At 68.0% G+C, this 22513-nt stretch carries 16 protein-coding genes; 8 read left to right on the top strand and 8 right to left on the bottom strand.

Features of this window, described 5'->3' with window-relative positions:
* Nucleotides 1–197 precede the first annotated feature (197 nt).
* The gene (purL, locus tag AC5P9P_RS10665) at nucleotides 198–4082 is read right to left on the bottom strand and encodes a phosphoribosylformylglycinamidine synthase (protein WP_181453440.1); all 3885 of its coding nucleotides are present in this window, start codon (nucleotides 4080–4082) and stop codon (nucleotides 198–200) included.
* An 819-nt stretch (nucleotides 4083–4901) separates the two neighbouring features.
* Between purL and AC5P9P_RS10660 the strand changes: the two genes are divergently transcribed.
* Nucleotides 4902–7001, top strand: coding sequence for a glycosyl hydrolase family 18 protein (locus tag AC5P9P_RS10660; protein ID WP_184013771.1), 2100 nt, complete (start codon nucleotides 4902–4904; stop codon nucleotides 6999–7001).
* A gap of 58 nt (nucleotides 7002–7059) precedes the next feature.
* Here AC5P9P_RS10660 and AC5P9P_RS10655 read toward each other — a convergent pair whose 3' ends face one another.
* Together AC5P9P_RS10655 and xerD are read right to left on the bottom strand one after the other, a co-directional pair.
* Nucleotides 7060–7842: a thioredoxin fold domain-containing protein gene (locus tag AC5P9P_RS10655; RefSeq protein ID WP_495232766.1), complete on the bottom strand. Its 783-nt coding sequence runs from the start codon at nucleotides 7840–7842 to the stop codon at nucleotides 7060–7062.
* A 100-nt stretch (nucleotides 7843–7942) separates the two neighbouring features.
* On the bottom strand, nucleotides 7943–8920 hold the full coding sequence (xerD, locus tag AC5P9P_RS10650) for a site-specific tyrosine recombinase XerD (RefSeq protein ID WP_024958537.1): 978 nt from the start codon (nucleotides 8918–8920) through the stop codon (nucleotides 7943–7945).
* A gap of 56 nt (nucleotides 8921–8976) precedes the next feature.
* On the opposite strand from xerD, the gene AC5P9P_RS10645 reads away from it, so the two are divergent.
* Nucleotides 8977–9468, top strand: a complete 492-nt coding sequence (locus tag AC5P9P_RS10645; protein ID WP_111188162.1) for an RDD family protein — start codon at nucleotides 8977–8979, stop codon at nucleotides 9466–9468.
* Between the two features lie 189 nt (nucleotides 9469–9657).
* On the opposite strand, the gene lptG is transcribed toward AC5P9P_RS10645, so the two are convergent.
* Both lptG and lptF read right to left on the bottom strand, forming a co-directional pair.
* Nucleotides 9658–10764, bottom strand: a complete 1107-nt coding sequence (gene lptG, locus AC5P9P_RS10640) for an LPS export ABC transporter permease LptG (protein WP_033834372.1) — start codon at nucleotides 10762–10764, stop codon at nucleotides 9658–9660.
* Entirely contained in the window at nucleotides 10761–11843 is a 1083-nt protein-coding gene (gene lptF / locus AC5P9P_RS10635; RefSeq protein ID WP_005408014.1) for an LPS export ABC transporter permease LptF, read from the bottom strand. Before lptF ends, lptG begins: the two co-directional genes overlap by 4 nt.
* Before the next feature lie 104 nt (nucleotides 11844–11947).
* Here lptF and AC5P9P_RS10630 point away from each other — a divergent pair, with 104 nt between their 5' ends.
* From AC5P9P_RS10630 to AC5P9P_RS10615, 4 genes are all read left to right on the top strand, one after another.
* Complete coding sequence (locus AC5P9P_RS10630) at nucleotides 11948–13426, top strand: leucyl aminopeptidase (RefSeq protein ID WP_005412193.1); 1479 nt, start codon at nucleotides 11948–11950, stop codon at nucleotides 13424–13426.
* A gap of 82 nt (nucleotides 13427–13508) precedes the next feature.
* Entirely contained in the window at nucleotides 13509–13934 is a 426-nt protein-coding gene (locus tag AC5P9P_RS10625) for a DNA polymerase III subunit chi (protein WP_005408012.1), read from the top strand.
* A 72-nt stretch (nucleotides 13935–14006) separates the two neighbouring features.
* A complete protein-coding gene (locus AC5P9P_RS10620) occupies nucleotides 14007–16835 on the top strand; it encodes a valine--tRNA ligase (protein WP_049402247.1) in 2829 nt (942 codons plus the stop codon).
* 150 nt (nucleotides 16836–16985) lie between these two features.
* A complete protein-coding gene (locus AC5P9P_RS10615) occupies nucleotides 16986–17807 on the top strand; it encodes an EamA family transporter (protein WP_049402246.1) in 822 nt (273 codons plus the stop codon).
* Nucleotides 17808–17911: 104 nt separating this feature from the next.
* Here AC5P9P_RS10615 and rimI read toward each other — a convergent pair whose 3' ends face one another.
* From rimI to pssA, 3 genes are read right to left on the bottom strand one after another with little or no spacing between them, the layout of a single operon-like run.
* The gene (gene rimI, locus AC5P9P_RS10610; RefSeq protein ID WP_005412190.1) at nucleotides 17912–18409 is read right to left on the bottom strand and encodes a ribosomal protein S18-alanine N-acetyltransferase; all 498 of its coding nucleotides are present in this window, start codon (nucleotides 18407–18409) and stop codon (nucleotides 17912–17914) included.
* Nucleotides 18406–18915, bottom strand: a complete 510-nt coding sequence (locus AC5P9P_RS10605) for a hypothetical protein (RefSeq protein ID WP_495232765.1) — start codon at nucleotides 18913–18915, stop codon at nucleotides 18406–18408. Before AC5P9P_RS10605 ends, rimI begins: the two co-directional genes overlap by 4 nt.
* A complete protein-coding gene (gene pssA / locus AC5P9P_RS10600; protein ID WP_049395408.1) occupies nucleotides 18912–19688 on the bottom strand; it encodes a CDP-diacylglycerol--serine O-phosphatidyltransferase in 777 nt (258 codons plus the stop codon). Before pssA ends, AC5P9P_RS10605 begins: the two co-directional genes overlap by 4 nt.
* Nucleotides 19689–19768: 80 nt before the next feature.
* Here pssA and AC5P9P_RS10595 point away from each other — a divergent pair, with 80 nt between their 5' ends.
* Both AC5P9P_RS10595 and AC5P9P_RS10590 read left to right on the top strand, forming a co-directional pair.
* The gene (locus tag AC5P9P_RS10595) at nucleotides 19769–20143 is read left to right on the top strand and encodes a DUF4124 domain-containing protein (protein WP_005408006.1); all 375 of its coding nucleotides are present in this window, start codon (nucleotides 19769–19771) and stop codon (nucleotides 20141–20143) included.
* A 577-nt stretch (nucleotides 20144–20720) separates the two neighbouring features.
* Complete coding sequence (locus tag AC5P9P_RS10590; RefSeq protein WP_005408005.1) at nucleotides 20721–22424, top strand: proline--tRNA ligase; 1704 nt, start codon at nucleotides 20721–20723, stop codon at nucleotides 22422–22424.
* Nucleotides 22425–22513 lie beyond the last annotated feature (89 nt).

Here is a 22513-nt window from a genome sequence, read left to right as displayed (position 1 = left end):
ATTGCCGTGAAGCAGTTCACTCTTTTCCCTGTTTATGAAAGGATTTTGTTAGCGACGCGTGACGTAACCCTGTCGCCTGAAAATCCATGTAACTCGCGGGTACATCAGGATTTTCACACGCGCAAAGAAAAAACCCGCCGATCAACGGCGGGTTTTTCCATACGCAACGGCATTGAAGCCTGCGCGGTGTGGTGCGATCAGCCGCACCACACCCGCGCGTTGCGGAACATGCGCATCCACGGCGAATCACCCTGCCACTCGGCCGGGGCCCAGCTCATGTTGAGCGCGCGCGGGGTGCGTTCCGGGTGCGGCATCATGATGGTCACGCGGCCGTCGCTGCTGGTCAGGCCGGTGATGCCGTCCGGCGAACCGTTCGGATTCAGCGGGTACTGGCTGGCGACGTTGCCGTGGCCATCGATGTAGCGCAGCGAAACACGGGCCGCGGCCTGGTCGACCGCGTTGTCGAACACCGCCTGGCCTTCGCCATGCGCCACTGCCACCTGCAGGCGCGAACCGGCCATGCCACGCAGCAGGATCGACGGAGATTCCACCACTTCCAGCAGCGCGGTACGGGCTTCGAACTGCTCGCTGGCATTGCGGCGGAACTGCGGCCAGTGTTCGGCACCGGGAATGATGTCCTTCAGCTGGCTCATCATCTGGCAGCCGTTGCACACGCCCAGGGCGAAGCTGTCCTCGCGCGCGAAGAACGCGGCGAAGGCATCACGCAGCGCGCTGCGCTCCAGGATCGAGGTGGCCCAGCCACGGCCAGCGCCAAGCACGTCGCCGTAACTGAAGCCGCCGCAGGCGACCAGGCCGTTGAAGTCCTGCAGGGCGACGCGGCCTTCGATCAGGTCGCTCATGTGCACATCGAAGGGCCGGAAGCCGGCACGTTCGAAGATGTTCGCCATTTCGATCTGGCCGTTGACGCCCTGCTCGCGCAGCACGGCCACGCGCGGACGCGCACCGGTGCTGATGAACGGGGCGGCCACGTCTTCATTGATGTCGAAGCTGAGCTTGGGCTTCAGGCCCGGTGCGTTGAAGGCACGGGCGATCTCACGCTCGGCGTCGGCGTTGGCCGGGTTGTCGCGGCGCTTCTGCATCGCGTGGGTGACCGACCACCATGCGTCGAACAGCGACTCCCAGCGCCATTCAGCCAGGTTCTCGCCAGCCAGCGACACGCGCACCACCGGTGCGGTGGTCGGCTTGGCGATGCGCTGCGCGCACTCGGTCAGTGCATGGCGCTCGACCAGGTCGGCGAACGCTGCGCGGTCTTCGCGTGCGATCTGCACCACCGCGCCCAGCTCTTCGTTGAACAGGCTGCGGAATGGATCGTCGCCCCAGGCATCGAGGGTGATGTCCAGCCCCAGGCGCGACGTGAAGGCCATTTCGCACAGCGCGGCGAAGGCACCGCCGTCGCTGCGGTCGTGGTAGGCCAGCAGCAGGCCGGCCTGGCGCGCATCGCGGATCAGCTCGAAGAAGCCACGCAGGCGCTGCGGGTCGTCCAGATCCGGGGCAGCGCCGGCGAACGCCGGCAGGTCACCGTGGTCGGCATGCACCTGGGCCAGGATGGAACCGCCCAGGCGCTGCTTGCCGGCGCCAAGGCCGATCAGCCACAGCTCGCTTTCCACGTCGCGGTCGAGCAGCGGGGTCAGCTGCTGGCGCACATCGGCGACCGGTGCGAACGCAGAGATCACCAGCGACACCGGCGACACGCTCTTGTGCGCTTGGCCCTGGTCGTGCCACTGCGCCTGCATCGACAGCGAGTCCTTGCCCACCGGAATGCTGATGTCCAGCTGCGGGCACAGTTCCATGCCCACGGCCTTCACCGCGTCGTACAGCAGCGCGTCTTCGCCGGGGTGGCCGGCCGCGGCCATCCAGTTCGCCGACAGTTTGATCTCATCCAGCGCATCGACCGGGGCCGCGCACAGGTTGGTCAACGCTTCGCCCACGGCCATACGTGCCGAAGCCGCCGCATCGAGCAGGGCCAGCGGGGTGCGCTCGCCGATCGACATCGCCTCGCCGGCCACGCCGTCGAAGTCGGCCACGGTGATGGCCACATCGGCCACCGGCAGCTGCCACGGGCCGACCATCTGTTCGCGTGCGGTCAGACCACCGACGCTGCGGTCACCGATGGTGACCAGGAAGTTCTTCGAGGCCACCGTCGGGTGCGCAAGCACGCGCAGGCCCGCTTCCTGCAGGTCCAGGCCCGCGGTCTTCAGCGCCGGCCAGCGCGGTGCCGGCGGGTGTGCGGTATCGCGGTGCATCTTCGGCGGCTTGCCGAACAGCACGTCCATCGGCAGGTCGATCGGCGCATCGGCCGGGGTGTGGCCCGGCACGGCGCCATAGGCCACCACCAGGTGTTCCTCGGCGGTGGCCACGCCGACCGCAGCGAACGGGCAGCGCTCGCGGGCGCACAGCGCGGCGAACTCGGCCAGGCGCTCCTGGGCGACGCCGAGCACGTAGCGTTCCTGCGATTCGTTGCACCACAGCTGCATCGGCGACAGCGACGGATCATCGGTGGGCACCTTGCCCAGATCGATCACGCCACCGACCTTGGAGTCGTGCAGCAGCTCGGGGATGGCATTGGACAGGCCACCGGCACCGACGTCGTGGAAGAACTTGATCGGGTTGTTGCTGCCCATCGCCACGCAGCGGTCGATGACCTCCTGGCAGCGGCGCTCCATCTCCGGGTTGTCGCGCTGCACGCTGGCGAAATCCAGGTCCTCGGCGCTTTCGCCGGAGGCCACCGAACTGGCGGCACCGCCACCCAGGCCGATCAGCATTGCCGGGCCACCGAGCACGATGACCGCATCACCCGCCTGCAGCTGGATCTTGTCGACCTGGATACGGTCGATGGCGCCGAGGCCGCCGGCCAGCATGATCGGCTTGTCGTAGGCGCGCACCAGGTCGGCGCCTTCAGGCAGCTCGAAGCTGCGGAAGTAGCCGAGCAGGTTCGGGCGGCCGAACTCGTTGTTGAACGCGGCGCCGCCGAGCGGACCATCGGTCATGATTTCCAGCGCGGGCGCCATGCGCGGGTTCAGCGCGCGCGGCGCTTCCCACGGCTGCGGCAGCTCGGGAATGCGCAGGTGCGAGACCGAGAAACCGGTCAGGCCGGCCTTCGGCTTGCCGCCGCGGCCGGTCGCGCCTTCGTCGCGGATTTCACCACCGGCGCCGGTCGAGGCGCCCGGGAACGGTGCGATGGCGGTCGGGTGGTTGTGGGTCTCCACCTTGATCTGGAACGCGCTGGGCACCTGCGGTTCACGACGGTACTCGCCGCTGGCCGGATCCGGGCGGTAGCGCGACGCCGGATGGCCTTCGATCACCGCGGCGTTGTCGCTGTACGCGCTGAGCGTGTGCTGCGGGGTCTGCTGGTGGGTGTTCTTGATCATCCGGAACAGCGAGCGGTCCTGCTCCTGGCCGTCGATGGTCCAGCTGGCGTTGAAGATCTTGTGGCGGCAGTGCTCGGAATTGGCCTGCGCGAACATCATCAGTTCGACGTCCGACGGCGAGCGGCCCAGCGCGGTGAAGCGTTCGCGCAGGTAATCGATCTCGTCCTGGGCCATGGCCAGTCCGAGGCGCTCGTTGGCGGCCTCCAGCTGGTCCACCGGCACGCGTTCCAGTTCGCCGCGGGCGGGCGCCGAGAACAGCGCCTGGCCCTGCTTCACGGTCTCCAGCACTGACTGCGTCATCGGGTCGTGCAGTGCCTTGACCAGCGCCTGCTGCACGTCGGCATCGGCCGGCCAGCCCTGCACGTCGATGCGCAGGCCCCGCTCGACCCGGCTTACCGGCTGGCCGGCACCGCGCACCAGTTCGGTGGCCTTGCTCGACCACGGCGACAGCGTACCCAGGCGCGGCACCACGATGCGGCTGACCGCGCCGTCGGCCACGGCTTCCGCCTGCGGCGCAGCTTCGAGGATGCGGCACAGGGTGGCGAGGTCGGGAGCGGCGCTGCCTTCGGGCTGCACGAAGTAGACGTGCCAGGCACCGCTGATGCGCAGGGAGGGAGCGATGGACTGCAGGCGGGATTCAAGACGTTCGCGGCGGAACGGCGACAGGGCGGGCGCGCCCTCGAGGACCATCATGTCCGGGGAACCGTGGTTGGGAAACGGGCCCGACATTGTACCGGAAGCGGGGGAAGGGCTTTGGCCGGGCGGCGCCCGGCACCCGCCGAGGCCAGGGCAACAGCAACAGCAACGGCCAAAGCAAAAGCGGGGTTCCCGTGGGATGGCGGGGTGGGTCCGGTGGCGGGGGACGCCGTAAACCCGCCCCTGGGGGCTTGGCCGCGGCATCCATGCCGCGGACTGATCTGGCCGCCCGCCACCGGACCCACCCCGCCTCCGACAGATTTCCGCGATCTGCGGTAGATCCACGCCATGCGTGGATGCTCCCCGGTAGTGCCGGCCGCTGGCCGGCAATAAGGGAACGTCGGAAGTCAGGCATTTAAGAGCGCAGCGACCGGCTTCTGCTTTTGATTTTTTGTTCTGCCTTTCGTGGCTGACTGCGCAGGAACCTGTCAGAGGCCGGGTGGGTGGGGGCAGGCGGGGTGTCCGCGGCATGGATGCCGCGGCCAAGCCCCCAGGGACGGGTTCACGGCGTCCCCGCCTGACCCCACCCACCCGGCCAAACCCATGAATTCGCGCCCGACCAGCCACGAGGGGCTCCGCCGATGGCCGCCGACCGCGCGCAGCGCCGCTCTCCATCCGAATCCCGGAACCATGCGCTTGCTCACGGATTGACCACGCGATTGATGACAACGTTGTCCCCACCTGGCGCCGGACTCTCTCCCCGGCCTCCCAGGTACCTCCGTCCGGCCCCACCCGTCGCCTTCCCGGGCGACGCCCGGACCTGCGTCACGCGCGGCGCCATCGGGGCCCGCGCGCCCTTTGATCGGAGACTTACCCATGTACGACCCGATTGTGCGCAGTGCCGAACGTGCGACCCGAAACTGTCGTCCCCGCCGCCTGGCCTGGCTGCTTGCCGTGGCCGCCGGTGCCGCTGCCCTGCCCGGCCTGGCGCAGGCCGCCAGCTGTGCCGGCGTGGCCCAGTGGGACCAGGCCAAGATCTACCGGGCCGGCGATACCCTGCAGAAAGGAGGCGTCCTCTATCGGGCGAACCAGGACATCTGGAACGCACCGCCGGACCATCCGGCCGGTGCGCCCTACTACACCAACCTCGGCGCCTGTGATGGCGGCGGCGCCAACCAGCCGCCGGTGGTCAGCCTGACCTCGCCGGCCAACGGCGCCACCTTCAGCGCCGGCAGCACGGTCAACGTGACCGCCACCGCCAGTGATCCGGACGGCAGCGTCGCCAAGGTCGAGTTCTTCCGCGATGGCAGCACGCTGGGCGTGGCCACCAGTGCGCCGTATGCGGCCAGCTGGACCAATGCCAGCGCCGGCAGCCACACCCTGCGCGCGGTAGCCACCGACAACAACAACGCCACCAGCAGCACCGCGACCATCACCATCACCGTCAACGCCGCCGGTGGCGATACCACCGCACCGAGCGTGCCGGGCGGACTGGCGGTCGGCACGCGTACCGCCAACAGCATCGCGCTCAGCTGGAGCCCGTCCACCGACAACACCGGGGGCAGCGGCGTGGCCGGCTATGACGTGTACCGCAATGGCAGCCTGGTCGGTTCACCATCCAGTGCCAGCTACGTCGATGGCGGCCTGACTGCATCGACCACTTACCGCTACCGTGTGCGTGCCCGCGACAACGCCGGCAACGCGTCCGCGCAGGGCACCGAGATCAGCGCCACCACGCTGGCCGGCGACGGCGGCACCAACGGCAAGCGGGTCATCGGCTACTTCACCCAGTGGGGCATCTACGGCCGCAACTACCGGGTCAAGAACATCGACAGCAGCGGTTCGGCCGCGCGCCTGACCCACATCAACTACGCCTTCGGCAACGTGCGCAACAACCGCTGCGAAGTGGGCGTCACACAGCCATCGGATCCGAACAGCGGTGCCGGTGGTGATGCCTTCGCCGACTACACCAAGGCCTTCAGTGCCGCCGAGAGTGTCAGCGGCAGCGCCGATACCTGGGACCAGCCGCTGCGCGGCAACTGGAACCAGCTCAAGCAGCTCAAGGCCAAGTACCCCGGCATGAAGGTGCTGATCTCGCTGGGTGGCTGGACCTGGTCGCGCGGCTTCTCCAGCGCGGCGCGCCCAGAAAACCGCCAGGCCTTCGTCGCCTCGTGCATCGATGCCTACATCAAGGGCAACCTACCGGTAACCGACGGTGCCGGTGGTGCCGGTGCCGCGCTGGGCGTGTTCGACGGCATCGACATCGACTGGGAATACCCGGTTGCGTGCGGCATCGAATGCGGCAAGCCGGAAGACAACGCCAACTTCACCGCGCTGATGGCCGAGTTCCGCCGCCAGCTCGATGCAGTGCGTCCGGGCCTGCTGCTGACGGTGGCGGTGGGTGCCGGCATCGACAAGATCCGCGTCACCGACCCGGCCGCGTACCACCCGTACCTGGACTACATCAACGTGATGACCTACGACTTCCACGGCGCGTGGGATGCGAAGACCAATCACCAGTCGGCGCTGTTTGATTCGCCGAATGATCCGTCCACCGGCGACCAGAAGCTGTACAACAGCAACGACGCCATCGAGGCCTTCATCAGCCGTGGCGTGCCTACCGCCAAGCTCAACCTGGGCATCGGCTACTACGGGCGTGGCTGGACCGGTGTGGCCAACGCCAACAACGGCCTGTACCAGACCGCGACCGGCGCTGCCCCGGGCACGTATGAAGCCGGCATCGAGGACTGGAAGGTGCTGAAGAACCTGGCGTGGCCGGGCTACACCGACAACACCGCCGGTGCCACCTGGATCTACAACGGCAGCACGCTGTGGAGCTTCGACACCCCGGCCAACATCACCCGCAAGATGGGTTACGTGAAGACCCAGGGCCTGGGCGGCGCGTTCGTCTGGGAGTTCAGTGGTGATGATGCGCAGGGCACGCTGACCAAGGCGGTCAGTGATGGCCTGAAGTAAGAAAAAAGCCGGGGATGCGACACGCATCCCCGGCTCTACAGGAAAAGGTCGGCGCCGATCAGCGCTTGGCCGACAGTTTTTCCAGCGCCGCGCGCAGCTGCGCCGGCGGCAGGTAGCCCCCCAGCTGGGTGCCGTCCGGCGCGAAGATCGCCGGCGTGCCGTTCACGCCCAGCTGCTGGCCCAGTGCGTACTGCATCGCCACCGGGTTGGTGCAGTTCTTTGCCGGCACGTTGCCACCGCGCTTGGCGTTGGTCAGTGCCTGGCGGCGATCGGCCGCACACCAGACCGAGATCATGTCGGTGTAGTCCTTGCTGCCGAGGCCCATGCGCGGGAATGCCAGATACTCGACGGAGATACCGTTGCGGTTGAGCTCGGCGATGTCCTGGTGCAGCTTGCGGCAATAGCCGCACTCGATGTCGGTGAACACGCTGATGGTGTACTTGGCATTCGGCGCGGCGAACACGATGCGGTCGCCATGGTTGGCCTTGGCCAGCAGATCGCGGCGGTAGCCGAGCAGGCCTTCGCTGTTGGCCGGGCCCTTGGCACGGGTGTCGTAAGGCTGCGACTGGAACAGGTAGCGACCGTCGTCGGACACGTACAGCAGCTGGCCGGAAACGACCACCTCGCGGAAGCCGGGGAACGGCGCGGCACCGATGTAGTCCATCTTGAAACCGGGGTTCAGGGCAGTCAACGCAGCGCGCACGGCCTGGTCGGCTGGCGCGTTGGCGGCCGGGCCGGGCTTGGCAGCAGCGGCAGGCGCCTTGGCGGCTGGCGGGGCCGGCTGGGCGCAGGCAGTCAGGCTGAGCGCACCGAACACGGCGGCGATGGCAAATCGGAGCATGGAGCAGTCCGCGACAGAAGAAGACCCCGGATTCTGACACAGCCACCGGCACCGGGCCGCGACGCCGCGCACCACCCGGGGCCGGGGTTCAGGACACGGCTCAGCCGCGCGGATGATGCCGGGCGTGCAGTTTCTGCAGGTGCTCGCGCGCCACCAGGGTGTAGATCTGGGTGGTCGACAACGAGCTGTGGCCAAGCAGCATCTGCAGCGCGCGCAGGTCGGCACCGCGGTTGAGCAGATGGGTGGCGAAGCTGTGGCGCAGGCCGTGCGGGCTGATCCGCGCCGGGTCGATGCCGGCCACCTGCGCGTGGCGCTTGACCAGGTGCCAGAACGCCTGCCGGGTCAGCGCATGCAGCGTCGGCTCGACAAACAAAGGGGTCTGCCCATCGGCCAGCGCCTGCACCTTGCCCTTGCCGACCAGCAGCGGGCGCGATGCCTGTAGATAGCGCTCCAGCCAGTGCTGCGATTCCTCACCCAGCGGCACCAGCCGTTCCTTGCTGCCCTTGCCGGTGACCCGCAGCACGCCCTGGCGCAGGTTGACCGCGGTGGCCGGCAGCAGCACCAGCTCGCTCACGCGCAGGCCGGCGGCGTACATCAACTCCAGCATGGCGCGGTCGCGCAGGCCCAGCGGGCTGTCGATATCCGGCGCTGCCAACAGCGCGTCGATCTGGCTTTCGGCCAGCGCCTTGGGCAGCAATCGTGGCAGCTTGGGCGGATCCAGCAGCGCGCTGGGGTCCTCGCCGCGCTCGCCACGGCGCACGCCATCGGCGAAGAACGCCCGCAGCGCCGACAGCAACCGCGCATTGCTGCGCGGCGACCAGCCATGACGGGTGCGCCAGGCCAGGTAGTCGAACAACCCCGGGCGCTCGATGCCGGCCAGGCCACCATCGCGCCCATCCATCCAGCGCGCCAGTCCCTCCAGGTCGCGCCGGTAGCTGTCGAGGGTGGCGCGGGCCAGACCGTTCTCGGCCCAGATCGCATCGAGGAAGCGCTGGATGCGCATGCTGTCGTCGGCGCGCAGTTCGGGCAGTTGCTGGACCAGCTGGCGGCGTTCGGCGGGGGTGGAAACAAGGGCCATGCGTGCAGGATACGAGGGCCACTGCGGATGCGGCCAGCATTGCGTATGCTCGGCGCATGTCCCGCCCCGCCATTGATACGGCCCCTGCGGCCACTACCGAGCTGCCCCGCCCGCGTGCATTGCTGCTGTGGCGCGTGCTGGCGATGGTCTACGACGCGCTGCCGGTGCTGGCGCTGTGGATGTTGGCCGGCACCCTGTTCACCCTTGCCTACACCTTCAGCGGCCACGCCCAGCGCGAGAACATCGCACCGTTCAGCGCCTGGCAGTGGCTGCTGTGGGGGGTGTGCTGGCTGGTCACGGGGTGGTATGCCACGGCCAGCTGGCGCCGCGGTGGGCAGACGCTGGGCATGCGGCCGTGGCGCTTGAAGCTGGAATCGAGTGATGGCGCGCCCCTGCGACGCACGCAGCTTTGGCTGCGCTTCGTGGTGGGCACGCTGTCGCTGCTGCTGGGCGGCCTGGGATTCTGGTGGGCATGGGCTGACCGCCAGCGGCTGACCTGGCACGACCGCGCCAGCGGCACCCGCCTGCTGCGCATGCCGAAGCGGTAACGCATCACCTTTCAATCCGATCCTGCGCGGCGCTTGTGTAGAGTCGAGCCGAAGCTCGGTTGGCGGGCGGTGCGCGCACAGCAGCCGAGCGTGGGCTATGCCTGCCGTCCCGGCCGGCACCCTTCAGGCCGTCGCCAGCGACGTTGGCAGCGGCTCCTGCCGCTACCTTCGGCTCTACAACAACGATGATCAGCCCGACTTGCGCCGGAACAGCAATCCCGATATCGCCAGCATCACGATCGGCGGCAACGCATAGGCAATGCGGTAATCGAACTTCAACGCGCCGGCCATGCGACCGAAGAACAGCTGCAGCAGCCAGAAGCCCAGCGCGAACAGGATGCCGAGGAACAGGCGCTTGCCCATGCCACCACTGCGCAGCGAGCCGAACGCGAACGGCACCGCCGCCAGGCACAGCGCCAGCACGTTCACCGGGTAGAACCAGCGGCTCCAGTACACATCCTCGTAGTCGCGCGCATCCAGACCGTTGCGCTCGCGGTATTCGATGCTGGTGCGCAGTTCGGCCACGCTGAGGTTGCGCGGCTTGGCGATGCCGGTGGCCAGCGCGCCGGCGTCCAGCTTGGAGTTCCACGGCTCGCGCGCCACTTCCTCGCGCGTGGCCGAACGTTCAGCGAAGGTATCGCGGCGCACGCCGGTCAGCACCCAGCCGTCACGGTCATGCTCGGCCGTGTCCGCATGGGTCAGCGAGGCGATCCGACCATCCTCGGCGATGCGATACAGGCGCACGTCACGCAGGATCAGTCGCGTGCCCTTGTCGCCCACCAGCTGCTCTTCGCCACCGGCGGCGCTGAGGAAGGTATCGCCCTCGCGCGCCCACAGGCCGGAATAGCGGGTGGTGGAGATGTCCCGCCCCCATTTGGCACTGGACTTCAGCGCATCGGCACGGTCCTGGCCCCAGGGGCCCAGCGTCTCGGCGCTGAGCACCATCACTGCGGTAAGCAACGACAGGGCGATGGCCACCGATACGCTCAGGCGCTTGCGCGACAGGCCCAGCGCACGCAGCGCGGTCAGCTCGGAGGTCGCGGCCAGCTGGCCCAGGCCCATCAGCGCACCGATCACCGCAGCGGTGGGGAACATGGTGTAGGCACGGCGTGGCACCGTATACAGCACCCAGGCGGCCGCATGCCCCAGGGTGTAGCCGTTCTTGCCGATGTCCTTGAACTCGCCGGAAAACGCCATCACCACGTCCAGGCCCACCAGTACGGCCCAGGTCAGCAGCACCGTGGTGAACACCGACTGGCCGAGATACAGGTCGAAACGCATCGGGCGCAGTCTCATGCGCGGGCTCCCTTCGGGCGGCCCAGGCGGCCATCACGTGCATACATCCAGATCGCCAGCGCCAGCAGCGGCAGGGTCAGCCACCACAGGCCAAGCGCAGGCGGAATCTTGCCATTGGCGATCCAGCCACTGCCGATGAACATCAGGTTGGTGCCCACCATGTAGGCCATCAGCGCCAGCATCATCCGCCCGTAGCGCTGCTGGCGCGGCGAGCTGCGGCCCAGCGGCACGGTCAGCAGCGCAAACGCCAGCGCGATCAACGGCGGGGCAAGGCGGCGATGCAGCTGTGCCTGCGCCTCGGGCCGGTCATCGCCGAACAGCTGCGTGGTCGGCATCAGTTCCGGATCATCGCCGGTACGGGTCTGCGCACCGTCGGGCAGGGCCACATCGTTGCGGGCGAAGGTGGCCAGACGGTAATCCAGCCCCCCGGCCACCGGTCCTTCCACCTGGTGGCCATCATCCAGCTCCAGGAAGCGCTGGCGGGCGCCTTCGAAGAACATGCGCCCCCCTGCGGCGGACACCACTTCCAGACGATCGTCCTTCTGCCGCTGCAGGAAGACCCGGCCCAGCTGGGTACCATCGGGCGAGATCGAGGACAGGTAGACCACGCCACCATTGGGCAGCTGGGTGAAGCGGCCCGGCTCCAGGCCCGCCATCAGCACGCTTCGATTGGCCTCGATGATCATCTGCTCGGCCACCCGGCCGGCCCACGGGCCCAGCCACAAGGAGCAGGCGCCGACCAGCGCCACCACCGGCACCACCAGCATCAGCAGCGGCCGCAGCAGGCGTTTGGGGCCCACGCCAATGGCAGTGATGACGGCCATTTCCGAGTCGCGGTAGAGACGGGCCACCGCCAGCAGCAGGCCCAGCATCAACGCCAGCGGCAGGATCAGTGGCAGGTAGGCGATGAACTGCAGGCCCAGTTGGGAGAACAGCAGCTTGGCCGGCAGGCGCCCGTCGGCGATGTTGCCGAGGATGTCCACCAGCACGCCGCCCACGCTGACCACCAGCAGGACGATCAGGGTAGCCAGGAAACTCTGGACGAAATCGCCCAGCAGGTATCGGTCGAGCTTCAGCATGGGGCGGTGGTTTAAACTCTGGGGTTCGTTCGCGGTGCCGCCCAGTCTACTGTCTGGGCGTAAACGGCCTGCGATTGTACGGACTCGCCAATGGAATCTGCTCAATGGCCCTCGAATTCACCCTGAACCACGTTGCTCCGGCCGCCGCCGCCGTTGATTGCCTGGTGGTCGGCGCGTATGCCGACCATACCCTGACCCCCGCCGCACAGGCCCTGGACGCCGCCAGCGGCGGCCGCCTGGCCTCGCTGGCCCAGCGCGGCGACCTGTCCGGCAAGACCGGCGCCACCACCCTGCTGCACGACCTGCCGGGCGTGTCCGCCCCGCGCGTGCTGGTGGTCGGTCTCGGCGACGCCGCCCGCTTCGGTGTACCGCAGTACCTGAAGGCCGTTGGCGACGCCGTGCGCGCGCTGAAGGCGGGCGCTACCCGCAGCGCACTGTTCACCCTGTCCGAAGTGGCCATCAAGGACCGCGACGCGGCCTGGGCGATCCGCCAGGCGGTGATCGCCGCCGATCACGCTGCCTACCGCTACACCGCCACTCTGGGCAAGAAGAAGGCCGACGACGCCGGCCTGGCCCAGCTGGCCATCGCCGGTGACGACGCCCAGGCCCTGGCCCAGGGCCAGGCCATCGCCGCCGGTGTCGAGTTCGCCCGCGAGCTGGGCAACCTGCCGCCGAACTACTGCACCCCGGCCTACCTGGCCGAGGTGGGCGTGAAGTTCGCCGGTGAGCATGACGGTGCCGAGGCCGAGATTCTCGATGAGCACCAGATGGAAGCGCTGGGCATGGGCTCGCTGCTGGCCGTGGCCCGTGGTTCGGCCAACCGCCCGCGCCTGGTGGTGCTGAAGTGGACCGGCGGCGGCGACGCCAAGCCGTACGTGCTGGTCGGCAAGGGCATCACCTTCGATACCGGTGGCGTCAACCTGAAGACCCAGGGCGGCATCGAAGAGATGAAGTACGACATGTGCGGTGGCGCCAACGTCATCGGCACCTTCGTCGCCGCGGTCAAGGCCAAGCTGCCGCTGAACCTGGTGGTGGTGGTGCCGGCGGTGGAAAACGCCATCGACGGCAACGCCTACCGCCCGTCCGACGTGATCACCTCGATGTCGGGCAAGACCATCGAAGTGGGCAACACCGACGCCGAAGGCCGCCTGATCCTGTGCGATGCGCTGACCTATGCGCAGCGCTTCGAACCGGCCGCGCTGGTCGACGTCGCCACCCTGACCGGTGCCTGCATGGTCGCCCTGGGCCACCAGACCGCCGGCCTGATGAGCAAGCACGACGACCTGGCCAATGAACTGCTGGCCGCCGGCGAGCATGTGTTCGACCGCGCCTGGCGCCTGCCGTTGTGGGACGAGTACCAGCCGATGCTGGATTCGACCTTCGCCGACGTCTACAACATCGGCGGCCGCTGGGCCGGCGCGATCACCGCGGGCTGCTTCCTGTCGCGCTTCACCGAAGGCCAGCGCTGGGCCCATCTGGACATCGCCGGCGTGGCCAGCGATGAAGGCAAGCGTGGCATGGCCACCGGCCGCCCGGTCGGCCTGCTGAGCCAGTGGCTGCTGGACCAGGCCGCCCGCGCCTGATGCCGTACCCGACCCTGGCCGGCCCCCGCTGGCCAGGGCCTCGCCCGGCACCGCCGGGCCCCTGCCTGACCCGGATCCTGCCATGCCCCGCGCCGACTTCTACCTGATCGCCAAGCCCCGCTTCCTGACCGAGCCGCTGCGCCTGGTCTGCGAACTGGCGCGCAAGGCCAACGACGCCGGGTTGTTCACCCTGGTGCTGGCCCGCGACCAGGCCCAGGCCGAGGAGCTGGACGAGCTGCTGTGGGCGTTCGACAACGATGCCTACATCCCGCACCAGATCGCCGGCGAAGACATGGACGAGGAAGAGGCCCTGGTGCTGATCGCCGTACCCGGCACCGACGCGCCGGCACGCCCGCTGGTGATCAACCTGCGCGATGAACCCTGGCTGGGCCAGTGCGAACGCGTGCTGGAAGTGGTCCCGGCCGATCCGGAAGCGCGCGAACCGCTGCGCGAACGCTGGCGCCAGTACAAGGCCGCCGGTTACGAGCTGAACAAGCACGACATGTAAGCGCGCCCCGGCTCCCTTGATGGGCCGCCGCCGCGCCCTGATCCTTCAACGATTACCTCCTGGTTCCCCCGCATGACCCAACTCGCCTCCAGCTACGACCCGAAGTCCTTCGAGACCGACCTCTACGAGGCCTGGGAGAAGGCCGGCCACTTCAAGCCGTCCGGCACGGGCGAGCCGTACACCATCCTGCTGCCGCCGCCGAACGTGACCGGCACGCTGCACATGGGCCATGCGTTCCAGCAGACCCTGATGGACGCGCTGGTGCGCTACCACCGCATGCGCGGCTACGACACGCTGTGGCAGGTCGGTACCGACCACGCCGGCATCGCCACCGAAATGGTGGTCAGCCGCAACCTGGCGCTGGAAGGCAAGGGCGAGACCCGTGATTCGCTGGGCCGCGAAGGCTTCATCGGCAAGGTCTGGGAGTGGAAGCAGCAGTCCGGCGATACCATCGAGCGCCAGATGCGCCGCCTCGGCACCTCCGCCGACTGGTCGCGCAGCACCTTCACCATGGACCCGCAGCCGTCGGCGGCAGTGAACGAAGCCTTCGTGCGCTGGTACGAGCAGGGCCTGATCTACCGCGGCCAGCGCCTGGTCAACTGGGACCCGGTGCTGAAGACCGCCATTTCCGACCTGGAAGTGGAGAGCGCCGAGGAAGACGGCTTCCTGTGGTCGATCGCCTACACGCTGGATGAGGGCCTGAGCTACGAGCACGTCGAGCGCGATGCCGACGGCGTGGAAACCCTGCGCGAAACCCGCGACTACCTGGTGGTCGCCACCACGCGCCCGGAAACCCTGCTGGGCGATACCGCGGTGATGGTGCACCCGGAAGATGAGCGCTATGCCCACCTGATCGGCAAGAGCGTGGTGCTGCCGCTGACCGGCCGCCGCGTGCCGGTGATCGCCGACGACTACGTGGACCGTGCGTTCGGCACCGGCGTGGTCAAGGTCACCCCGGCGCACGATTTCAACGACTATGAAGTGGGCGTGCGCCACAGCCTGCCGATGATCAACCTGTTCACCCCGGTGGCGGCGCTGAATGAAAACGCACCGGAGCGTTTCCAGGGCCTGGACCGCTACGCCGCGCGCAAGGCGGTGCTGGCCGAACTGGAAGACCTGGGCATCCTGGTCGAGACCAAGGCGCACAAGCTGCAGGTGCCGCGCGGCGACCGTACCGGCCAGGTGATCGAGCCGTACCTGACCGACCAGTGGTTCGTGAAGATGGACGACCTGGCCAAGCGTGGCCTGGAACTGGTCGAAGACGGAACCATCGCCTTCGTGCCGCCGAACTGGATCAACACCTACCGCCACTGGATGAACAACATCCAGGACTGGTGCATCAGCCGCCAGCTGTGGTGGGGCCACCGCATCCCGGCGTGGTTCGACGAAGCCACCGGCAGCTGCTACGTCGGTCGCAGCGAAGAGGAAGTGCGGGCAAAGAACAACCTCGGCAGCGACGTGGTGCTGAACCAGGAAAGCGACGTGCTGGAGACCTGGTTCTCCTCGCAGCTGTGGCCGTTCTCCACCCTGGGCTGGCCCAACGAGCAGGCCATGGCCGAGCGCGGCTTCGACCGCTACCTGCCGTCGTCGGTGCTGATCACCGGCTTCGACATCATCTTCTTCTGGGTGGCGCGCATGATCATGGCCACCGACGACCTGGTCGGGAAGATCCCGTTCAAGGACGTCTACTTCACCGGCCTGATCCGCGACGGCCAGGGCCAGAAGATGTCCAAGAGCAAGGGCAACGTGCTCGACCCGCTGGACATCATCGACGGCATCACCATCGACGACCTGGTCGCCAAGCGCACCGGCGGCCTGATGCAGCCGAAGATGGTTGAGAAGATCGAGAAGGCCACCCGCAAGGAATTCCCGGACGGCATCGCCGCCCACGGTGCCGATGCGCTGCGCTTCACCATCGCGGCACTGGCCACCCACGGCCGCGACATCAAGTTCGACATGAACCGCGCCGAGGGCTACAAGAACTTCTGCAACAAGCTGTGGAACGCCAGCCGCTTCGCGCTGATGAACACCGAGGGCGCGGCGTTCACCGGCGTGCCCAGGCCGCGTACCGATGCCGAGCGCTGGATCCTCGCGCGCCTGGCCGCCACCACCGCCGAAGCGCAGGGCCATTTCGCCGCCTACCGCTTCGACCTGCTGGCGCAGTGCCTGTACGAGTTCGCCTGGAACGCGTTCTGCGACTGGTTCCTGGAACTGAGCAAGCCGGCACTGAACGGTGCAGACGCCGCCGACGCCGAAAGCACCCGCCACACCCTGCTGTACGTGCTGGAAGCGCTGCTGCGCCTGCTGCACCCGCTCACGCCGTTCATCACCGAACAGCTGTGGCAGCAGCTGGCCCCGCGCCTGGGCCTGACCGAAACCACGCTGTCGCTGCGCCCGTACCCGACCGCCGCCGAGTTCGAAGGCGATTTCGCCCAGGCCGAGGCCGACGTGGAATGGCTGAAGGCGGTGATCAGTGCCGTGCGCCGCGTGCGCAGTGAGCTGAACGTCGCGCCGTCCAAGCTGGTGCCGCTGCGCCTGCAGGCCGGGCTGGAGCAGGACCGCGTGCGCATCGAACGCTTCAGCGCCTCGCTGTCGTTCCTGCTGAAGCTGGACAGCATCCAGTGGCTGGCCGAAGGCGAAAGCGCACCGCCGGCCGCCGCCGCGATCGTGGGCGAGCTGAAGCTGCTGGTGCCGCTGGAAGGCCTGGTCGATCTCGATGCCGAGCGCGTGCGCCTGGACAAGGAAATCGCCCGCGTCGAAGCGGAGAAGGAAAAGAGCGAGACCAAGCTGGCCAAGTTCACCGACAAGGTGCCGCCGGCCGTGGTCGAGCAGGAGCGCGTGCGACTGGCCGACTGGAACACCCAGCTGGCCGGCCTGCGCGAGCAGCGCGCGAAGCTGTAAGCGCCGCGCTCTGGTGCGTGCCAACCAGGGTTGGCACCTGCCCTGCCCCGCTCTGGTGGGTGCGGACCTTGGTCCGCACTGAGCGATGTGCCAACCAAGGTTGGCACCCACCAAACCCGGAACATTTCCCCGGCATGGCATCATCGCCCGATGCCTCTTTCCATCTTCCTGCTGGTCCTCGCGGCTGCGGCCCTGCATGCCAGCTGGAATGCGATCGTCAAACGCGGGCCGGACAAATTCCTCGGCACCGTGCTGGTCACCGGCAGCGCCGCGCTGCTGTCGGCGGCCGCCTTGCCCTTCCTGCCGTTCCCGGCCGCGCACAGCTGGCCCTGGCTGGCTGCATCCGTGCTGCTGCAGGTGACCTACTACGGACTGGTGGCACGCTGCTACCAGCAGGTCGACATGAGCCTGGCCTATCCGCTGATGCGTGGCAGCGCGCCGATCCTGGTTGCGCTGGCCGGCACCCTGCTGGGCGAGCAACTGCCCCCGGCGGCGTGGCTGGGCGTGGTGCTGGTGAGCACCGGCATCCTGTGCATGGCACTGGGCACACGTGGCGGCCAGCTGCGGCTGCCGCTGCTGACCGCGGCGATGATCGCCACCTACACCTTGGTCGATGCGCAGGGCGCGCGCCAGTCCGGTAGTGCGCTCAGCTATACGCTATGGCTGTTCCTGCTGTCAGGCATCCCACTACCCCTGTGGGCGTTGTACACCCGCGGCGGCGCAGTGCTGGACTATGCGCGCCAGCACTGGCCGCTGGGACTGGCCGGTGGCGTCGGCACCACGGCGTCCTACGCGATGGCATTGTGGGCCATGACCCAGGCGCCGGTGGCGATGGTCTCGGCGCTGCGTGAATCCTCGATCCTTTTCGCGTTGCTGATCTCGGTGTTCGTGCTGCGCGAGCGGATTCCGCGTGCGCGCTGGCTGGCGGCCGCGCTGATCGTCGGCGGTGTGTTGGCACTGCGGCTGGCGTGAGAAAAACGTGCCAACCAAGGTTGGCACCTACCACGGCAGGTGACGTGTCGATGACAGCGGAGATCCACCGGTAGTGCTGGCCGCTGGCCGGCAACCCTTCTCCGTTACAGCGGCGGCATCGTCTGCAGGTCGTCGTCGACCAGTTCGATCGCCATCACCACCGCGTCTTCGCGGCCTTGTGCGGCCGGATAGTAGCGCGGACGACGGCCGATCTCGTTGAAGCCTTCGCTGTGGTACAGCGCCAGCGCCGGCGTGTTGGACGGACGCACTTCCAGGAACACACGCTGCGCACCGCGGTTGCCTGCCAGCTGCACCAGTGCGCGCAGCAGTTGGCGACCCAGCCCACGCGACTGCGCCAGCGGATCGATGCAGATGTTCAATACATGTGCCTCATCGGCGGCAATGCTGAGCACGCCGTAGCCGATCAACTGGCCATCGCGCTCCATCGCCAGGCCGGGATAACCGGCACGCAGGCAATCAACGAAGATGCCGCGGGTCCATGGGAATGGATACCCACGCACTTCAATCGCCATCACCGCATTGAGGTCGCTCTCGCGCAATGCGCGCAGGCTGACCGGGCCGGGCTGGCTGACCGCACTCATGGTGCGCCCCGCTTGCGCAGGGCGCGCAGCTGCGGCCACAACGCGCGCTTGGCGGCCGGGTCCTGACGCAGCTGGTCCAGCGGCCAGCTGTCCATCAGCGCCTGCGTGGCAGCGTCGTTGGGATTACAGCCGGAGGCACGCAGCAATGCGATCTGCAGGCGATCCGGGAGCCGCACCACCGGCTGCCGCGCATTGCCACCCGGCAGCGGGCGGGCAGCGGCGGGCGCGGTGTCCGGTGCGGTGACGGGGGTCTCGCGACGCGTAGGTGCCGGGCGTTCCTGGTGAGGAGCGGGTGCGGCTTCGGCAGGGTGTTCCCGCATGGAGGCCGAACCCGCCCGCACTTGTTCCGCCGAAGCCGCGGCAGCCGCATCGGCTTCGGCCACGCTCAACTGCAGCGCGGCATCCAGCTCCGCAGCCAACTGGCCGTCGTGATAGACGGTGTAGCCCATGGCCTGCAGCCAGGCCTGCTGGGCCGGTGACCACAGCACGGGCAGTTCCTGGCTCACGCGGCCTCGGGCTTCTTGCGCAGGCGCTGCACGGCCCACATCACCGGGCCGGACAAGGCGTATAGGATGCCGACCGCGAACAGCACGCGCGGCAGATCAATGACCGCGATGGCGATGGCGACCGGCACCAGGGCCAGCACCAGGAACGGCACGCGGTCGGGACGGGTGCCCTTGGCGCCGCCACCCTTGAAGCTCCAGAAGCGGATACGGCTGACCATCAACAGCGCCGCGACGATCGTCACCGCCAACGCCACGTAGCGCAGCTGGTTGCCGTCCCAGCCCAGGTTGCCATCGGCGAAGGCCCAGACGAAGGACATCATCAGCCCGGCCGCGGCCGGGCTGGCCAGGCCGACGAACCAGCGTTTGTCGACCACCGCGACCTGGGTGTTGAAGCGGGCCAGGCGCAGCGCCGCGCAGGCGGCATACAGGAAGGCCACGGCCCAGCCGACGCGGCCGAGCAGCGGGTCATCGAACTTCAGCCACGACAGCGACCAGTGGTACATCACCAGCGCCGGGGCCATGCCGAAGCTGACCAGGTCGGCCAGCGAGTCGTACTGGACGCCGAACTCGCTACTGGTACCGGTCAGGCGCGCCACGCGCCCGTCCAGGCCATCCATCACCGCCGCCACGAACACGGCGATGCTGGCATTGACGAAATCCCCGTTGGCCGCGGCGATGATCGCGTAGAAGCCGGCGAACAGGCCGGCGGTGGTGAACAGGTTGGGCAGCAGGTAAATCGTGCGCGAACGCGGCGGCGGTGTGATCGGGTCCATGGAATCCAGTTTAATCGACTTGCCAGTGCTCGGCGCCAATGCTGCAATCGGCGTTCTACGCCCATTCCGCGGAGTTTGCCATGCGTGCCCTGTCCTGCCTTGGATGCCTGCTGCTGTTGGCCAGTGCCAACGCCGTGGCCGGCCCGGTCTATAAATGGAAGGACGCCCATGGCGTGACCCAGTATTCGGAGACCCCGCCGGCGGGCAAGAAGTTCGAGACCCGCGAACAGGCCCGCACCCCGCAGGCCGCGGCCAGCGCCGAAACCCCGGCCGCGCCGGTGCCGGAGCAGTGCAGCACCGCCCGTGCCAACCTGGCCCTGCTGGAAGGCTCCGGCCAGGTGATGCAGGACACCAATGGCGACGGCAAGGCCGATACCGCGTTGACCGCGGAACAGCGCAGCGCGCAGAAGGGATTGGCGGAGGCCGCCATCAAGGCTTACTGCCCGGCAGAGTGAGGGTTATCGGCAGGGCTTGCAGCCCTGCACCTGCTTCAAGCAACGGCAACGTCAAATGCCAAAGCGGCTCTGGTTTTCTACTGGTTTGGCGGGGCGGTGTGGGCTGGCAGGACACGCCGTAAACCCATCCCTGGGGGCTCGATGGCGCCATCCATGGCGCCAACGGTCCTGCCAACCCACACCGCCCCACCCCCGACAGGTTCCTGGTGACGGTGGTAGATCCACGCCATGCGTGGATGAAATCTGTCAGATCTCGAATTGAATCCGGGGTCAGATCCGTTTTCCTGCGGAAAACGGATCTGACCCCATCCGCATGTCCAACAGATCGCGGGGCCTGTCAATGGCGGGGTGGGTCCGGTTGCGGGAGTGTCCGCGGCATGGATGCCGCGGCCAAGCCCCCATGGATGGGTTTACGGCGTCTCCCGCAACCGGACCCACCCCGCCATCCCACGGGAAGCCCGCTGTTGCTGTTGCAGCTGACGTTGCTTGAGGCGGGTGCAGGGCGCAGCCCTGCCGATACCCCTCTCCCCGGCCGGGCTGGCAGAATAGGCGTCTCTGCCGTTATCCGAAGCCGACGATGCGCCTCTCCCAGTTCCACCTGCACACCACCAAGGAAACCCCCAGCGACGCCGAGCTCACCAGCCACCGGCTGATGCTGCGCGCGGGCATGATCCGCAAGCTGGCATCGGGCCTGTACACCTGGTCGCCGCTGGGCCTGCGCGTGCTGCGCAAGGTTGAACGCATCGTGCGCGAGGAAATGGACCGCGCCGGTGCCGTGGAATTCCAGATCCCGACCATCCAGCCGAAGGAACTGTGGGAGCAGACCGGCCGCTGGCAGAAGTTCGGCCCGCAGCTGCTGAAGATCAAGGACCGCAAGGACCAGGTGTTCTGCTACAGCCCGACTGCCGAAGAAGCCGCCTGCGACTTCGCGCGCAGCGAGCTGTCCAGCTACAAGCAGCTGCCGGTGAATTTCTACCAGGTACAGACCAAGTTCCGCGACGAGATCCGCCCGCGCTTCGGCGTGATGCGTTCGCGCGAATTCCTGATGAAGGACGCCTATTCGTTCCACCTGCACGATGAGTGCCTGGTGCGCGAATACGAGAACATGAAGTCGGCCTACAGCCGCATCTTCACCCGCCTCGGCCTGGACTTCCGCATGGTGCAGGCCGACTCCGGTGCGATCGGTGGCGATGCCTCGCAGGAATTCCACGTCATCGCCGATTCCGGCGAGGACGCGCTGGTGTTCTCCACCGGTTCGGACTACGCCGCGAACATGGAAGCGGCGATCGCCGCCGATCCGGCACCGCGTGCGGCTGCCAGTGAAGCCATGCGCAAGGTCGACACCCCTACCCAGAAAACCTGCGAGGACGTCGCGGCGCTGCTCGGCATCGAGCTGCAGCGCACGGTGAAGTCGGTGGCGCTGATCGCCGGTGAAGGCGAAGCACAGCAGTTCGTGCTGGTGCTGGTGCGCGGCGACCATGAGGTCAACGAGATCAAGCTGGCCAAGGTCGCCGGCCTGGACGAACAGCGCTTCGCCAGCGAGGCGGAAATCGCCGAGTACCTGGGCAGCGTGCCGGGCTTCCTCGGCCCGGTCGCTCCGGCCAAGGCCATCCGCGTGGTCGCCGACCGCGAAGTGGCCGCGATGTCCGACTTCGTCGTCGGCGCCAACGAGGCCGGTTTCCACCTGGCCGGGGTCAACTGGGGCCGCGACCTTCCGGAACCGGAAGTGGCCGACATCCGCAACGTGCGTGCCGGTGACCGCGCGCTGGACGGTGGCGAACTGAAGATCGCCCGTGGCATCGAAGTCGGCCACGTGTTCCAGCTCGGCCGCAAATATGCCGAAGCGCTGGATGCCACCGTGCTGGACGAGAACGGCAAGGCGGCGGTGATGGCGATGGGCTGCTACGGCATCGGTATCTCGCGCGTGGTGGCTGCCGCGATCGAACAGAACCATGACGATGCCGGCATCATCTGGCCGGACGCGATGGCGCCGTGGCAGGTGGTGGTGTGCGTGATCAACCCGAAGGGCGACGCCGCCGTGGCCGATGCTGCTGCCAGCCTGCTGCAGGAACTCCGCGACGCCGGCCTGGACGCGGCACTCGACGACCGCGGCCTGCGCCCGGGCGCGATGTTCGCCGACATGGAACTGATCGGCATTCCGCACCGCGTGGTGGTGAGCGAGCGCGGCCTGGCCGCCGGTACCTACGAGTACCGCTCGCGCCGCGCCAGCGAAGCGGAAAGCCTGGACAAGGCCACCCTGCTGCAGCGACTGCAGGGCTGATCAGGAGAAGACCGGGGCATGCCCCGGTCTTTTTTTTGCCTGTCGCCCAGTTGAGCAATATTGCAGCGGACATAATCCGGTCAAAATCG

The sequence above is a fragment of the Stenotrophomonas sp. YJH_SMC_14-1 genome (genome assembly GCF_059372275.1).
Note: the sequence above shows the minus strand (reverse complement) of the source record. Positions and strands in the feature narration are given on the sequence as shown.

Excerpts from the sequence above, each read along its gene's own strand:
- purL (WP_181453440.1), bottom strand. The coding sequence starts at position 4,082 with ATGATGGTCCTCGAGGGCGCGCCCGCCCTGTCGCCGTTCCGCCGCGAA.
- AC5P9P_RS10660 (WP_184013771.1), top strand. The coding sequence starts at position 4,902 with ATGTACGACCCGATTGTGCGCAGTGCCGAACGTGCGACCCGAAACTGT.
- AC5P9P_RS10655 (WP_495232766.1), bottom strand. The coding sequence starts at position 7,842 with ATGCTCCGATTTGCCATCGCCGCCGTGTTCGGTGCGCTCAGCCTGACT.
- xerD (WP_024958537.1), bottom strand. The coding sequence starts at position 8,920 with ATGGCCCTTGTTTCCACCCCCGCCGAACGCCGCCAGCTGGTCCAGCAA.
- AC5P9P_RS10645 (WP_111188162.1), top strand. The coding sequence starts at position 8,977 with ATGTCCCGCCCCGCCATTGATACGGCCCCTGCGGCCACTACCGAGCTG.
- lptG (WP_033834372.1), bottom strand. The coding sequence starts at position 10,764 with ATGAGACTGCGCCCGATGCGTTTCGACCTGTATCTCGGCCAGTCGGTG.
- lptF (WP_005408014.1), bottom strand. The coding sequence starts at position 11,843 with ATGCTGAAGCTCGACCGATACCTGCTGGGCGATTTCGTCCAGAGTTTC.
- AC5P9P_RS10630 (WP_005412193.1), top strand. The coding sequence starts at position 11,948 with ATGGCCCTCGAATTCACCCTGAACCACGTTGCTCCGGCCGCCGCCGCC.
- AC5P9P_RS10625 (WP_005408012.1), top strand. The coding sequence starts at position 13,509 with ATGCCCCGCGCCGACTTCTACCTGATCGCCAAGCCCCGCTTCCTGACC.
- AC5P9P_RS10620 (WP_049402247.1), top strand. The coding sequence starts at position 14,007 with ATGACCCAACTCGCCTCCAGCTACGACCCGAAGTCCTTCGAGACCGAC.
- AC5P9P_RS10615 (WP_049402246.1), top strand. The coding sequence starts at position 16,986 with ATGCCTCTTTCCATCTTCCTGCTGGTCCTCGCGGCTGCGGCCCTGCAT.
- rimI (WP_005412190.1), bottom strand. The coding sequence starts at position 18,409 with ATGAGTGCGGTCAGCCAGCCCGGCCCGGTCAGCCTGCGCGCATTGCGC.
- pssA (WP_049395408.1), bottom strand. The coding sequence starts at position 19,688 with ATGGACCCGATCACACCGCCGCCGCGTTCGCGCACGATTTACCTGCTG.
- AC5P9P_RS10595 (WP_005408006.1), top strand. The coding sequence starts at position 19,769 with ATGCGTGCCCTGTCCTGCCTTGGATGCCTGCTGCTGTTGGCCAGTGCC.
- AC5P9P_RS10590 (WP_005408005.1), top strand. The coding sequence starts at position 20,721 with ATGCGCCTCTCCCAGTTCCACCTGCACACCACCAAGGAAACCCCCAGC.